Origin of the sequence: uncultured Parasphingorhabdus sp., from assembly GCF_963975555.1 — a bacterium.
In the GTDB taxonomy this organism is placed as follows: Bacteria; Pseudomonadota; Alphaproteobacteria; order Sphingomonadales; family Sphingomonadaceae; genus Parasphingorhabdus.
This window is the reverse complement of record NZ_CAXBHH010000001.1, coordinates 1,015,940-1,030,556: the sequence shown is the minus strand read 5'-3', so window position 1 is coordinate 1,030,556 and position 14,617 is coordinate 1,015,940. Positions and strand designations below refer to the sequence as shown.

The following is a 14,617-nucleotide window of genomic DNA, read 5'->3' as shown; positions in this document are numbered from 1 at the left end:
AATTTTCATATGAGAGAGGGTCGCGATGTTTCTGACACCGAATAGCCAAATGGAAGAGTATCGAGCCAAAGGCTGGTGGGGCAAAAGAACGGTCGATGATATGCTGCAAGATGCCATATCCGCGTATCCAGCCAAGATGGCTCTGGTCGATCCGCTCAATCGGGAATCGCTCGATGGCGTCGCGCCACGTTCTCTCACATGGGCCGAACTTGGACAGGACGTCGAAAAGACAGCGGCTGCGCTGCTCGCCAGAGGTCTGGAGAAAGATGACCGGCTGGTCGTACAGTTACCGAACACGGTCGATGCGGTGATTATATTCCTCGCCGCCGCCCGGATCGGCCTGATCATCAGCCCGGTGGTCATGCAATATCGCGAGCATGAAATAAGCTATATTATCGAGAAAATCGAGCCGGCGGCCTTTGTGACTATCCCGAGATTTGGTGCTTTCGATCATGCCAAGCTGGGCCACAACCTGACCGATGGGCAAACGGGCATTCAGTTGATCACATTGAACGACGACGGTGAAACGGCGCTTGATCTTCACTCTACCGACATCACAAATGTTCAGAATTATCGCAACGAAAATCCGGTGGATGCGGCTGAAATCCTTACCATTTGCTGGACTTCGGGGACGGAATCACGACCCAAAGGCGTGCCACGCAATCATTGTCACTGGGTGCTCAACGCCGATGTGATTGTCGATGCCACAGGGATGGTTGAAAGTGACGTGCTGCTCAACCCGTTCCCGCTGGTCAATATCGGATCGATCGGCGGACTGGTGCTGCCGTGGCTGCAATTGCAAACCAAGCTTGTTCTACATCACCCTTTCGATATCGGCATTTTCCTCAACCAGATCGCAGACGAGAAAGTCAGCTACACGATTGCACCGCCCGCCGTCCTCGGTGCCTTGCTCAAGAACCCCGAGCTTCTGGAGAAATTCGATATCGGGTCGCTACGGGCGGTCGGGTCGGGCTCTGCGCCGCTTTCCCCCTGGCTGATCGAAACATGGAAGAGCATCCATGATATCGAAATCACCAATATTTTCGGGTCGAACGAAGGCTCGTCGCTGTTTTCCAGCCCCGCATTTGTCCCCGATCCCAGCGAACGGGCGCGGTTCTTCCCGCGCCTTGGCGCCAAAGACATCGATTGGCCGGGACGGGTGGCGGAAGTCATGCAAACCCGTCTGGTCGACCCTGCAACCGGGGCGGAAATCACCGAAGCGGGACAGGTCGGCGAGATGCGCCTTGCCGGAGGAACCATATTTAGCGGCTACTGGCGTTCACCAGAACTCAATGATGCTGCTTTTGACAAGGATGGATATTTTTCAACCGGTGATCTTTTCGAAATTGCCGGAGAAGGCGCGCTATCCCGCTATTACCGGTTCGTTGGCCGCTCCAAGGAAATCATCGTGCGCGGCGGCGTTAATATCTCGCCGGCCGAACTGGATGACCTGATTGTCGGCCACCCCAAGATCCGTGAAGCGGCAACAGTCGGCATTGCCGATGACAAGCTAGGCGAACGGGTCGCGGTAGCCGTGGCTGCCAATGCGGGAGAAGAGATCAGCCTGTCAGACCTGTCCGCATGGCTCGGCGAGCAGCATATCGCAATTTTCAAGCATCCCGAAATGCTGGTGACGGTAGATCAGTTGCCCCGCAATGCGATGAACAAGGTCATGCGCGACGAATTGCGCGAAATCGTGATCGCAAAGCTGGCCTGATGACAAGAGTCCCGACCCGTTAACCACGCTCCGCGCAGTTAACGGGTCCTGACCCTAGAGCTTGTCGCGCGACACCCATGTGGAATGGGTTCCGCTGCTGATCTTGTGCGGTAATTTGATCCGGCATACGGGGCCGGCGTCAAATTTTTTCGCGTCAATCAATATGCATTCGGATGTGCCGGCATTCTCGTCGATGATGAAACTGACCAGATAACCGTCATCTTCCGACTGCGCATTGATCCGCGGAGCAAATGGCGATTCCGAGGCATAGCGCCCCTCGTCCAGCATGATCTGCTGGCTCTCGCCTGTCTCCAGATCATGTTTGATGAAGCCGCAAAACAGGAACCAGCCGGGTTTCGCTACCGTCGAATAGACATAGCGATATTTGCGACCCGAATATTGCTGGTTGATCATGCCGAATTCGACAATCCGGTCGTCGAGCCGTTCCTCTGTGGTCGTGCCGTCCTTCAGATTGAAACGCCAGCGGTGGAGCCGCGATTTGAAACTATGCTGGTCCACATAGGCCATCAAGTGGCCGTATTCGCCCGCTTCGGCAATCGGCGGCGGTGAAGGATCTTCCTGGAAATAGCCGTCCATGATGACTTCGTCGCCTTCTTCATAGGCATTGAGCCAGTGCAGAACATAGGTCGGAGCGCCCTCGAACCAGCGAATTTCAGACGGATCTCCATGCCGCGGAATCAGGCCAAAACGCGAAGGCACGTCTTCGTGAAAGCGCACGGCATGGATGTCACGCTTCAGCAATTCCGCGTCCCAGAAGACCGGCAAATCATTCACGATCGACCAGTTTTCACTGAACGTCATATCGTGCGGCAGCCTTGGTCCAGGCAGCTCGATCGGCACGTAATGCACCAGCTTTTGATCCTTATCGACCACACCATAATGCATATAGGGAGCGAATTTCGAATAGTTGAAAAACATCATCTCGCCGGTACTCTCGTCAACCCGGGGATGCGCGGAGATTCCGTCAATCGGCACCCAGGGGGCAAGGCCTTCGGGTTCCAGTGTCACGGGATCGAGCACATAGCCTTCGCCGCACTGGTAAAAAGTCGAAATGGCTTTGCCAGCGTGGACCACGATATCGGTACTGGAACTATCCTTCAACGATCCATGCGCGCCATAGCCGGGACGTATCGAGATGTCCGGCCGATCCATCAATCCGCCCCATAAGGATTGTTCCGCCGCCTGCTCGGCGTCAAAGCAACGTGTCTTGACGAAGCGGTTGCGATAGCTAGCCTTCCCGTTCTGGAAACTGATCTGGTGGATCATCCCGTCCCCGTCAAACGGATGGTAGCGGCCCAAGGGCTGGTGAATCTGATTCTCGGTATTGCGCAGATACAGGCCGTCAATATCGTCCGGAATAGCGCCCTCAATAACCTCCAGATCCACTGCATCCACTTCCTCCATCAAGGGCGTCCAAGCGCCATTGAGATAGGGATGGTTGCTTGGCTGCAAGGTCGATTTGATCGGAGGTAGCTTTTCTACTTTCATCTTCATTTCCATTTTTCACGTTTCTGGCCCGGCATGAATTTGGCGCAAACCAGTCCAAGTATTTTTCTTGACACGATCAACCGAATGTCACACGCATCACTTTTATAACAATACCTACTGGAGGATATCATGAATTTGCGCAAGCTATTTTTACCCGTTTTAGTCGGACTGTCACCATTGGTCCTGTCGCCAGCCATCGCTGCGGACACCATGATTTCCGCGCAATCCCACGAAGCAGCAGAAAAGGACCAAACCACCGTGACCCAGGACCCCAAAATCGCCGTTGTGGAAGAAATGATCACAGCCTGGAACGAGCGGCAGTGGAGCAAAGTAGGCGATTTGTTCACCGAAGATGGCGTACTCCACTCAATGATGCTGGATCCGGTTGTCGGTCGCGAAACCATTCGTGCCCGCATCATCGCATTGGGCGAAGGCATTGAGGAAATCACCCTTCATATCCACAATATCGGCCGCATCGGTGATGTTGTTGTCATCGAACGGACCGACGAATTCACATACAAGGGTCACAAGGGCAAAGTGCCGGTTGTCGGTATCCTAGAAGTAGAGGGTGACAAGGTGAGCGTTTGGCGGGAATATTATGACCGCGCCGAACTGATCGAAGCCCTGGGATTGTCTGACGACTTCGATCCGTCCGCGTGAATTTGAACGAACAGCCTGAAGCGGCCGGGAGCAGCGACATTGCTGCTCCCGGCCGCACCGATATCAGCGAGGCGCCCTATCCCAGCCCCGTGTTATCCTGGTGCATAGTCGCGGCGCTTTTCGTCGCCTATATTTTCTCCTTCATTGACCGGATGCTGATTGGCTTGCTGGTTGAACCGATCAAGAAAGATCTGCTGCTTACGGATACACAGGTCAGCCTTCTGCAAGGTTTTGCCTTCGCTCTCTTCTATACGATTGCGGGAATACCCCTCGGCCGATGGATTGACCGGGCCCCCAGAATGCGGCTTGTGGCGCTTGGCATTGCGGTGTGGAGCGGGATGACAGTCCTATGTGGCACGGTCACCAATTTCTTCCAGTTTTTCGCGGCCCGCATGGGCGTCGGAGTGGGTGAAGCCGTACTCTCGCCTGCCGCTTATTCCGTCATCTCGGATAGTTTCCCCAAAAACCGACTGGGTCTCGCAATGGGCATATATGGCCTGGGCTCGGCCATCGGGGCGGGTCTCGCGTTCATGATCGGAGCGGTGGTTATCGCCGCGGTTGCCAATGCCGAAGCCATCACGGTTCCCGTGCTCGGCGTCATCAAGTCATGGCAAGTAGCGTTTCTCATTGCCGGCCTGCCGGGCGTATTCATTGCCTGCGTTTTCCTGCTGCTGCCCGAACCGGTACGCCGCGTCACTCCGGGAGAGGAGCATCTTACCGGTCAAGTTCCGATGTCAGCGGTTATCCAGTATCTGAAGCAAAACAAGGTCTTGTTCTGGTGCATTTTTCTGGCTGTCGGCATGATCAACCTCTCGGTGCTCGGTTCGATCTCCTGGCTGCCCGTGATGATGGTTCGTTCTTTCGGCATGGGCCTTGCCGATGCCGGCTGGTTATCGGGATCGCTGCTCATCATCGGCGGCCTGATCGGCATGGTCGGCGGCGGCGCCCTCATGGACCGGATCGGCGGCGGAACAGCTGAATCGCGTCTCAAATTCTGCGCGTGGATGACGGTAATCGGGATATTCGGAGCCGCGGCCTTCCCGCTGCTCGACAATAAGATCCTGATGTCCGTCGCATTCGTCCTCTTCTTTACCGCTGCGGCAGTGGCCGTCGGTGCAGCGCCCTCGATCATCCAGCAACTGGTGCCCAATCGCATGCGCGCGACGATTTCTGCGGCCTATGTGTTTGTGATCAACATTATCGGACTGGGAATGGGACCAACGCTTACCGCGGTAATCGGAGACAATTTCTTCCCGTTCGAATCGGGGATCCGATATGCGATCGCGATTGTTGCTCCCTTTGGCTATATTGCCGGAGCCATCTTGCTGTTTATCGCAGCCAGGAACATTCGAACGCACAAGAACTGATTCTTTTCGATCCAGCACGAAACGCGGTGCGTGGATAGACAAATGGCCAGTGTTGCGCCTATAAAGCAGGTATGGAAAAGAAACTTATCCGTTCCTGTTCAATCTGGCGTGCTCTGGAGGTGGTCGGCGACGTCCCGATCCTTCTGATTCTGGAAGTCAGTTTGCTGGGTGGTAAAAGATTTGACGAATTCCGGCGGCGCACTGGCCTTTTCAAGGCGCTGCTTTCCGATCGGCTCGGCCGGTTGGTCAAGGCCGGCCTGATGGAGAAGAGACTCTACTGCGAGAGCCCGCCACGCTACGAATATCTGATGACCGAAATGGGCCAAGGTCTATACTGGACCGGCCTGATGCTGCTGCGCTGGGAAAAGAAATGGCAGGTCGAGGACAAGATCGGTGTGGAATTGACACATCGGAACTGCGGCAAGACATTCGATCCCGTTCCGGCATGCGGACATTGCCACGAGGAAATTAATCCCACCCGTGTGACGTGGAGCGAAGGCCCGGGCCTGGGCTGGATGAAACCGCTTTACAGCCGCCGCCGCAAAAGCCGCGAAAGCATGAGCAATACCACTTCCCTGATGGATCAGGCAGCGCAAATCATGGGAGACCGCTGGGGCAGCCTGATCATGCGATCCATCTATACCGGTGTGAACCGGTTTGACGATATTCGCGCCGACACCGCGATTGCCACCAATATTTTGTCAGAGCGTCTGGCGTGGCTCACCGACTTCGGAATGATCCGGCAACGCCAGTATAACAACAATCCGCCGCGCTATGAATATCGTCTGCGCCGCAAGGGCGTGGATTATTACCATGCACTGCTGATGCTGATGCAATGGGGTGACAAATATTTCGTCGCGCCCGAAGGCCCGCCCCTGTTGCTGACCCACGAAGAATGCGGTCATGATCTCAACCCGCAAGTCATCTGCTCGGAGTGCAAGGAACCGGTTTCCTTCCGCGACGTCAGTTACCGGATTATCGACTGCAATCCGGAACTCGGGATTGATTTGGGCACCGACTCCATATCCCGGGCGGCCTCCTGACAACCTGCCCTAGCGGAACTAATAACTTTCATTATCATACCATCTCGGCTAATAAATTGAAAAAGCCGGAGAGGGTATATGGAAAAGCAGAGAACAGCATTGGTAACCGGCGCCGGCAAAGGGCTGGGCGCCGCTTTTGCCCGCGGACTTGCACTGGATGGCTGCAGCGTGATGGTCAACAATCGCAGCCATGAAGGGCAGCCCAGCTCTGCCAGACAAATATCCGACGCCTTGATTGCAGAGGGTTTTACGGCGAGCCATATGGACCATGCGGTGGATGGTAATGGCGCAGCCCAAAACATCATCGACCACGCGGTCGAGACATGGGGCGGCTTGGATATACTGGTTCTGAACGCTGGGATAACGGGACCTGCGGCAAAGGTCGGGGCGTTGACCGATGCCGATATCCGGGCGGTGATGGAGATTAATTTTCACGCCAACACCGCGCTTGTCGATGCCGCTCTGCCCCATTTGATGGCCTCCCCCGCCGGTCGTGTCCTGTTCATCGCCTCTTCGGCTGGCCTATACGGCGTGAGGGGGCGGGCATCCTATGCTGCGTCCAAGGGCGCATTGATCGCTTATGCCCGAACACTCGCCGATGAATTGGCCCAGACTTCGATACGGGTGAATATTCTCGCCCCTTATGCCGCAACCAATATGACCGCAGCCCAGGGGGAAGAACTCAACGAACCGCTCAACCCCGACAAGGCAGTGGCAGCGGCGGTCTGGCTTTCCCGTCCGGAATGCCAACGCACGGGCGAGACATGGATCGCGGGCGGCGATTATTTCTGCCGGGCGACAGCGATTGAAGGAACGGGCGGCGGCACCCCCGGTGCCACCGCCGACTGGTTCGGCGAAAACGTCGAACGATTGTCCGCAACGGAAGGCGGACAGGAATATCTCGGTGCCGAAGCGGCCTTCGCCGGTTTCTTCCAGCGCGCCAAGCCCGGTTCCGCAAATTAAACATCTTGAACAGGAGTGATGTCACAATGGTACGGCCAAAATCCGTAGAGGAACTATTCGACCGGGAAGAGATATACGACATATTGGTCAACTATGCCCGCGGAGCCGACCGCGGGGATGCCGACCTGATCGCGGCGGCTTATCATGACGATGCAATAGAGGATCACGGCGGTACGTTTTATGGGCCGGCGAGCAAATATGTTGCAATGTTGCGCAAGATTTTACCGGGCGCGGCGCGCATGTCGCATATTGTGACCAACATTAATATCGAGCTGGACGGCGAGAAAGCCTATACCGAATGCTATTTCCTGACATTCTCCCGCCGAGAAGAGGTGGAGAATCCCTATGACAACCTGACCATGGCCCGGGTCATCGACCGTTTTGAACGCCGCAACGGCGCGTGGAAAATCGCTCATCGCCGCCTCGCCTGGGACTGGAATCACGAAATGCCGCTGCTGGAAAGCTGGGGCCGTGGCGAAATCGCCCCCGACCCTTCCAAGCTGACCAGAGGCGCGAAAAAGCCGAACGATATTTTATATGGCGACTGGCTGCGTGACGACAGCCCGGCCGCCCACAAAGGAGGAATATAATGAAAGTCAAAGGATGTACAGCGCTGGTCACCGGCGGAAATCGCGGGATTGGCAAAGGCTTTGTCGAAGAGCTTCTCGATGCCGGTGCCAAACGGGTCTTTATCGCCGCTCGGAAATTGGCCGACGCCGAAGAATTGGCACAAACGGCACCGGACCGGCTGGTAGCGATCGAGCTGGACGTTACCAACAGCGAGCAAATTGCAAAAGCTGCCGCACAATGTACGGATCTGGATCTGCTGGTGAACAATGCCGGCGCCTTTAATAACGTCACCCTGATGGGCGCGGATGACATGTCCGCAATGCGGCAGGAAATCGAAACCAATTATATCGGTGTGGTCGCGATGTGCCGTGCTTTCGCACCGATACTGAAAGCCAATGGCGGCGGCGCAATCGTCAACGTATTGTCCGCAGGTGCTATTATCGCAGTTCCCAATATGGGCGGATATAGCCCCTCGAAATTTGCGTCCCGTGCGGCCTCTGATTGCATTCGCGCCGAACTGGAACCACAGGGCACCCAAGTCTCGGCACTGATTGTCGGTTCGGTCGACACGCGCATGGCCTCCCATGTCACATGGCAGGAGAAAAGCTCTCCCCGGACGATAGGCAAAGCCGGCATCCTCGCCGTAGAACATCGCATCGACGAACATGATACCGATCCACATTCGGTATCGGTGCGCGCCTTTCTGGCCCGTGACCCCCATACGATCAAACGCGCGATGGTCGATGCACTTCATAAAGGACGCAGCTAATGTACAAGAATACGATCGAAACGGTTATCGCCAAACAGGATATTTCCGACGTTATCATGCGCTATGCCCGCGCGATTGATCGTGCGGACGGGCCGTTGCTGCACAGCTGTTACTGGGATGATGCCATCGAAGAACATGGCAGCAATTACAGCGGACCGGCGCGACCCTATATTGATGGTGCGATCGAACGGCTGCAAAACGCTGGCGTGATGATGCATCATGTCGGCAATATCCATATCGAGCTGGAAGACGATCTCGCATGGGTCGAGAGCTATGTGCTGACATTCGCGCGGTTCAAGAAAGACGGCGAACCGTGGGACACGATGACCGGCGGACGCATCTTTGACAAATTCGAGAAGCGCGAAGACGAATGGCGCATTTTGCATCGAAAAATTGCCCTCGACTGGAACCGGGATGATCCGATTTCAGAAAGCTGGTGTCTCGGACTGTTCGATCCCGAAGATCCAAGAATGATTATCGGAGAAAAAGGCAAAGGCGATCTGACCTACTCCAGATTTTAGACAGCGTTTCACCAAAACCTCCCCAGACAAGAAAAGGCCCGTAGATCACTACGGGCCTTTTTTATTTTCCGGTTAATCGCTGTTAGAATTTAACCGCAATTTCCGCACCGTAAGTTCGCGGTGCACCGAGGCGTGATATTTCATCACCGAAGAACGCGATCACGTTTGTACGATAGAGCTTGTTGGTCAGGTTGCGTCCCCAGATCGAGAAAGACAGGTCGCGCGTCGGGCTGATCGTTACCCTTCCGCCCAGCGTTCCATAACCTGGCTCGTTCGCCAACCCATCCGGGCTCCAGCTCATCTTGCCCTGATGGCTATAGCTCACATTGGCCGCGAAACCGTCGGACCACGAGCCGAGATCGGTAACATAGCTGGCACCGACATTGAACTGATAGTCCGGTGTCCGCTGCAAGAACTTGCCATCATTCACATTGCCGACCGAATCCGTGAATTCAAGATATTTGGTGTCGAGCCAAGTCAGTGCGCCGTTCAGATTGAAACCGGGAAACACAACAATTTGCGCTTCCGCTTCGATGCCCATGATCTTCGCGTCGGCAGCATTGTCGGTAATGTTGCACAGACAAATCTGCGACGTCTGGGTGACCTGCAGATTCTTGTAGCGCATCGAGAAGGCAGCAACGTTAAGCCGCGCACGACGATCGAACAGATCGAATTTCGCGCCGATTTCATAGCTGTTGACGGTTTCCGGATCATAGCTGCTCTGCGCTGCCAGAGCATTAGCCGGATCGTCTTCGAACCCGCCACCCTTATAACCGGTCGAATAGGTCGCATAGAGCATTATGTCAGGATTCGGCTTAAATTCGGCAGTGATCTGCGGTGTAAACTGTGCCCAATGGTTGGAATAATCGGTGGTATAGCCGCCACCTTCGACATAATTCGCCGCAAGTGGGGCTGACGGAACCGGATCGTTAGGCGTGAACTTGTCGCCCGTTTCCAGTGCCAGACCCGAGACCGTACCGCTCTTTTTATCACGCGACCACCGCAAGCCGCCGACAACCCGGAACTGCTCGCTAAAGCGGTAACCCAATTGTGCGAACAGCGCATAAGATGTGTTTTCGCCTTCATTATCCCATTGCGATTGGCCGCTCAGGGTCGGGATTGCCGGCACTGCGATTTCGAACGCGATAATGTCATGCTTTTCCACGTTGTCATGCTGGAAATAGCCACCGACGATCCAGTCGAACCCGCGATCATCCGGTTGCTCGGAGACCATCCGGATTTCCTGCGTGAACTGCTTGATATCTTCACTTTCGCGAACCGGAGACCGGAACAGCAGCGGCAAGGTAATACCGTAGCTGTTGCTGGGCCCGATGCCGGTCTGGTCATACTGGCTGAACGCCTTGCCGCTGCGATAGCCGGTGATGCTGGTAAGCGTACCGACACCCTCGAACTCGTTCGAGAGGTTGAGCGTCAGACCCCAGGCTTCGCGGTCGAGCTGCTGGGGAGTCGCGTCCGCGTCGCCCTTGTAGGTCTGCCAGTCAGGCAAACTTTCTCGGATCGAGAGTCCTTCAGGACGCAAGGCAGCCACTTGTGCCCGCGCCGTGCTCCACGGGCCGGCTCCGGCGGCCGGACCATCTATAGCCACCGAATGTGTTCCGGTTGAGCTATCCTTGGTATAATCGGCGATAAGGAGCGCGCTGAAATTGGAATTTGAAGGCTGATATTGCAATTGTCCGCGCATCTGCACGCTGTCGACATTGTCCAGATCGACGTCATGGGCAACATCGTGGCCAAATCCGTCGCGATTGCGTACCTGAAACGCGAACCGGCCATTGACGCTGTCGCTGAGTGGTCCGGTGATATGTCCTTTTACCAGCTTTTCATCATAATTGCCGTAAGACGCGTTTAGACTTCCGCCATAAGTTGATTCCGGACGCGCACTATAGATGCTGATCGCACCGCCGGCGACGTTGCGGCCCAGGAGAACGCCCTGAGGCCCGCGAACCACTTCGACCCGACCGATATCGTAAAGGTCAAAATTGAAAAGACCGGAGCGGCCGACATAGACATCATCGGTAAAGATACCGATCGACTGATCGGCAGTCGGGGAATCGAGCCGGGTGTTGGTGATCCCGCGAATATTGAATTCCTGATCGAGCGGAGACAATGCAGTGAACGACAAAGAGGTCGCTGCGCCTGCCAGATCCTCGAAACTGAGAACCCGGGCTGCTTCGAGTCCTTCAGACGAGAAAGCCGAGATCGCCGCTGACGTATCCTGCACGCTTACATCTCGCCTTTGCGCCGTCACAACAATGACATCGAGTTGCATATTAGAACCCGCTTGCGCTGCCGGTTCGGCCTGCACTTCGGTCTGGGTCGGCGCTCCAGCGGACTGCGCCAGGGCCACCACCGGGAACGCAAAACAACAGATTGCTATTGAAAAATGACTCGATGTTTTAAATAAATTCATATGCTCTCTCCCATCATATCCGGTCATACATGCAACCGAACTATCTTCTCAGGGTCGTTAAACTAGCGAAGTGGGTACGTCAATGCAAGTTAGTTGATCGAGCGAAATTCTTCGCATCTCGATGCCGTCAAATATTCACCGATCAAATATGGCGCACAAATGGGGCGGAAAGGCTCCCGCTCAAAGAAGCCGCGTTTGATGTGGACACGTCGGGAGACCCGAAACTGATAACGGGAATTTTGAGGGCGTAGGAGCAGTGATCAAAAGAGGGTTTGCCCGAACATTCCACGCCCTGCTTTTCAGCCCGGCGTAGAAACCAAGCCTGACTGAAGCACAAAGCACTATATACAATAGCCTGGTGAACACAGAATGATGATCCGGCAGGCGGATACATCCGTATCGCAAACTGGTCCGAAATATCGGCTTTCCCACAATGGCCTGCACTGGACATCGAATCGGTTGCAATTTTCGCTGCGGACACAATAATCACCAAACCGATATAATCCCGACAAGGGCGCATTTACGGACGGAGGGATATAGTGGGATTGTCATGACTCGTTCAGCACAATTAAGCACCGAATCCGGCTATCTTATGATTGATCATATTTCCGGCCTTATTGCCAATGCTTCGCGACTGCGCGAGCAAGCCCTTGAGCGTGCTGCTGCGGGCGACCGGACGGCGGCTGCTGATTTATACGGCCAAGCGGGATCACTAGCCTCCATTGCGATTTCGTTCCGCTACGATTTGGCAGATGCCCATGCTGACACGAAGGATGCGGACGGCTTGATTGCCATGCTCGATAAATGGGCCGCGACATTGGAGTGGGCCCGTGCCCTGGACGAGGAACCTCGAACAGACGTTGCCAACGCTGTGTTTAGCTGGGCGACTGAATAAAGCTGTAAATTGCCTAGCCCGCCCAACAGTCGATTTTCCCGGAACAGGAAACTCGCGGGGTGATAGTGCTGAGAGGTGTTTGGGTGATCGCCCCTTCCTTACGGTCGGGAGTTTTTCGGGCAAACATGCGCCGCATGTTTGCTTTAACCGAAAAACTGGAGCGGGCGAAGAGATTCGAACTCTCGACCCCAACCTTGGCAAGGTTGTGCTCTACCCCTGAGCTACGCCCGCTCGGCGTTGCTGCGACACTTGGGTAATCACTTGGTCAGCAGCAGTTGAGGCGCGCGGTTAGCATGGGTTTTTATACCCCGCAAGCCCCAATCAACCACTAGTTCAATACAAATGCAAAAATATCCTTGGTATTGACGCGCCGGACCCCACATAATGTCCACAAGATTAACGATTTGGGCGCGGGTCCGGGCATTGGTCCGGCGCCATAACAGGAGCATGATGTGGCAACAGCAGGACTGACAGTCGAAGAACAAAAAGCGGTAGAGATTTTCCAGCGGGAAGTCGTGACGCCCAGTATGGACAAGCTCGTCATCCTCGATTTCTGGGCAGAATGGTGCGGGCCGTGCAAGGCACTGACGCCAGTGCTGGAAAAGGTTGCGGCGCAATATGCGGATCGCGGCGTTATATTGGCGAAACTCAATGTCGACGAGAACAAGTTTATCGCCGCGCAATTCCAGGTGCAGTCGATCCCGACCGTCTATGCGATTTTCCAGGGCAAGCCGGTGGCCGACCTGACCAGCGCACGCACCGAGAGCCAATTATCCTCGATGCTAGACCAACTGCTCGAGAAGCTGCCGGTTGGTGGCGGAGCGGAACCCGAACAGGATGTCGCGCCCTTGCTCGCCATGGGCGAAGAAGTACTGGGTGAAGGCGATGCCGAGCGTGCTGCCGGGATTTTCGCGCAGATCGCCGACATGGCGCCTGATAATGTCGAGGCCGTCGGCGGACTGATTCGCGCGCTGGTTGCGGCTGACCATATAGAGCAAGCAGAAGCGGCGCTCGCCGGATTGCCGGAGGAGCTGCTCAGCGACCCCGCGATCGAACGGGCGCAGACAACCCTGCAACTCGCCAAGGACAAACCGGATGCCGGTGCTTTGGAAGCCTTGAAGGCGGCTGTAACTGCCAATGGCAAAGACCATCAGGCACGATTCGACCTCGCCAGCGCGCTTATCGCCACCGGTGACCATGACGCTGCCGCCGAGCATCTGCTATCCATCATCGCCGCCGACAAGGAATGGAACGACGGTGCGGCCCGTCTGAAATTGCTGTCGCTGTTTGAAATGGTCGGTCTTGAAGACGAATGGGTTGCCGCCACCCGCCGCAAGCTCAGCGCTGTGCTCTTCGGATGAGTGAAACCAAACGGCTCTCTATATTCCCATTGTCGGGCGCGTTGCTGTTTCCCGGCATGCATCTGCCGTTGCACATATTCGAGGAACGCTATCGTGCGCTGATCAACGATGCGATGGCCCGCGACCGGCAGATCGGAATGGTCCAGCCGAAGGAGGCGGGCAAGCACCCTGCCCTGTTCGACATCGGCTGCCTCGGCAAGATCATCGATATCGAGGCGCTGGATGACGGCCGCTTCAATGTCGTATTGGAAGGTGTGGCCCGATTCCGCATTGTCGAAGAAATCGACGCGTCGACTGCATTCCGCCAGGTAAGAGCTGAAATCGAAGACGATCAGGAACTGGACGAGGTGCTGGCCAGCGCCGAACGCGCCGCACTGGAGATTGAATCGCGGAAATTTGCCGACCTGCAGGGTTATCAGGTCGATTGGGACAGTATCGGCCGACTCGACGACACGGCCTTTGTCAACGGTATCGCACAGATCGCGCCTTTCGACGCCGCCTCGAAACAGGCCCTGCTTGAGGTCGATGGCTTGGCCAATCGCGCCGAGATGATCATCCAGCTGCTGGAATTTTTCGGCCGCCAGGATGGCGACGACGATCGGGTCACGTTACAATGACCAATGAGTCAGCAACCGATGGAAAGCGGGCAATTGATCCCGAGCTGCTGGAAATACTGGTTTGCCCGATAAGTCGCGGGCCGCTTGTCCATGATGCCGAAGCGCAAGAACTCATCAGCGAAACGGCGGGCCTGGCCTATCCGATCCGAGACGGGATTCCGGTGATGCTGATTGAAGAAGCGCGTAAATTATAG

At 55.7% G+C, this 14,617-nt stretch carries 14 protein-coding genes and 1 tRNA gene; 12 read left to right on the top strand and 3 right to left on the bottom strand.

Going from position 1 to position 14,617, the window contains the following annotated elements; genetic code table 11:
• Nucleotides 1-49: 49 nt before the first annotated feature.
• Nucleotides 50-1,717 (top strand): class I adenylate-forming enzyme family protein, encoded by a 1,668-nt coding sequence (locus AAC060_RS05145; protein ID WP_339823601.1) that lies wholly within the window; start codon nt 50-52, stop codon nt 1,715-1,717.
• Between the two features lie 54 nt (nt 1,718-1,771).
• Here AAC060_RS05145 and AAC060_RS05140 read toward each other — a convergent pair whose 3' ends face one another.
• Nucleotides 1,772-3,226, bottom strand: coding sequence for a carotenoid oxygenase family protein (locus AAC060_RS05140; RefSeq protein ID WP_339823600.1), 1,455 nt, complete (start codon nt 3,224-3,226; stop codon nt 1,772-1,774).
• Between the two features lie 129 nt (nt 3,227-3,355).
• Between AAC060_RS05140 and AAC060_RS05135 the strand changes: the two genes are divergently transcribed.
• From AAC060_RS05135 to AAC060_RS05105, 7 genes are all read left to right on the top strand, one after another.
• Nucleotides 3,356-3,886: a nuclear transport factor 2 family protein gene (locus AAC060_RS05135; protein WP_339823598.1), complete on the top strand. Its 531-nt coding sequence runs from the start codon at nt 3,356-3,358 to the stop codon at nt 3,884-3,886.
• Nucleotides 3,883-5,253, top strand: a complete 1,371-nt coding sequence (locus AAC060_RS05130; RefSeq protein WP_339823596.1) for an MFS transporter — start codon at nt 3,883-3,885, stop codon at nt 5,251-5,253. Before AAC060_RS05135 ends, AAC060_RS05130 begins: the two co-directional genes overlap by 4 nt.
• Before the next feature lie 71 nt (nt 5,254-5,324).
• Complete coding sequence (locus tag AAC060_RS05125; RefSeq protein WP_339823594.1) at nt 5,325-6,296, top strand: helix-turn-helix domain-containing protein; 972 nt, start codon at nt 5,325-5,327, stop codon at nt 6,294-6,296.
• 78 nt (nt 6,297-6,374) lie between these two features.
• Nucleotides 6,375-7,259, top strand: coding sequence for an SDR family NAD(P)-dependent oxidoreductase (locus AAC060_RS05120; protein WP_339823591.1), 885 nt, complete (start codon nt 6,375-6,377; stop codon nt 7,257-7,259).
• 26 nt (nt 7,260-7,285) lie between these two features.
• Nucleotides 7,286-7,849, top strand: a complete 564-nt coding sequence (locus tag AAC060_RS05115; RefSeq protein ID WP_339823590.1) for a nuclear transport factor 2 family protein — start codon at nt 7,286-7,288, stop codon at nt 7,847-7,849.
• The gene (locus AAC060_RS05110; RefSeq protein ID WP_339823587.1) at nt 7,849-8,598 is read left to right on the top strand and encodes an SDR family oxidoreductase; all 750 of its coding nucleotides are present in this window, start codon (nt 7,849-7,851) and stop codon (nt 8,596-8,598) included. Before AAC060_RS05115 ends, AAC060_RS05110 begins: the two co-directional genes overlap by 1 nt.
• On the top strand, nt 8,598-9,119 hold the full coding sequence (locus AAC060_RS05105) for a nuclear transport factor 2 family protein (RefSeq protein WP_339823586.1): 522 nt from the start codon (nt 8,598-8,600) through the stop codon (nt 9,117-9,119). Before AAC060_RS05110 ends, AAC060_RS05105 begins: the two co-directional genes overlap by 1 nt.
• A gap of 82 nt (nt 9,120-9,201) precedes the next feature.
• Here AAC060_RS05105 and AAC060_RS05100 read toward each other — a convergent pair whose 3' ends face one another.
• Nucleotides 9,202-11,550: a TonB-dependent receptor gene (locus AAC060_RS05100; RefSeq protein WP_339823584.1), complete on the bottom strand. Its 2,349-nt coding sequence runs from the start codon at nt 11,548-11,550 to the stop codon at nt 9,202-9,204.
• 550 nt (nt 11,551-12,100) lie between these two features.
• On the opposite strand from AAC060_RS05100, the gene AAC060_RS05095 reads away from it, so the two are divergent.
• Nucleotides 12,101-12,445, top strand: coding sequence for a hypothetical protein (locus tag AAC060_RS05095; protein ID WP_339823583.1), 345 nt, complete (start codon nt 12,101-12,103; stop codon nt 12,443-12,445).
• A 156-nt stretch (nt 12,446-12,601) separates the two neighbouring features.
• Here the strand turns inward: AAC060_RS05095 and AAC060_RS05090 are convergent.
• Nucleotides 12,602-12,676, bottom strand: a tRNA-Gly gene (locus AAC060_RS05090).
• A 221-nt stretch (nt 12,677-12,897) separates the two neighbouring features.
• On the opposite strand from AAC060_RS05090, the gene AAC060_RS05085 reads away from it, so the two are divergent.
• The 3 genes from AAC060_RS05085 to AAC060_RS05075 are packed head-to-tail and all read left to right on the top strand — an operon-like array spanning nt 12,898 to nt 14,617.
• Nucleotides 12,898-13,806: a tetratricopeptide repeat protein gene (locus AAC060_RS05085; protein WP_339823582.1), complete on the top strand. Its 909-nt coding sequence runs from the start codon at nt 12,898-12,900 to the stop codon at nt 13,804-13,806.
• The gene (locus tag AAC060_RS05080) at nt 13,803-14,423 is read left to right on the top strand and encodes an LON peptidase substrate-binding domain-containing protein (protein WP_339823581.1); all 621 of its coding nucleotides are present in this window, start codon (nt 13,803-13,805) and stop codon (nt 14,421-14,423) included. The genes AAC060_RS05085 and AAC060_RS05080 overlap by 4 nt, the downstream gene beginning before the upstream one ends.
• Nucleotides 14,420-14,617, top strand: coding sequence for a Trm112 family protein (locus tag AAC060_RS05075; protein ID WP_339823579.1), 198 nt, complete (start codon nt 14,420-14,422; stop codon nt 14,615-14,617). Before AAC060_RS05080 ends, AAC060_RS05075 begins: the two co-directional genes overlap by 4 nt.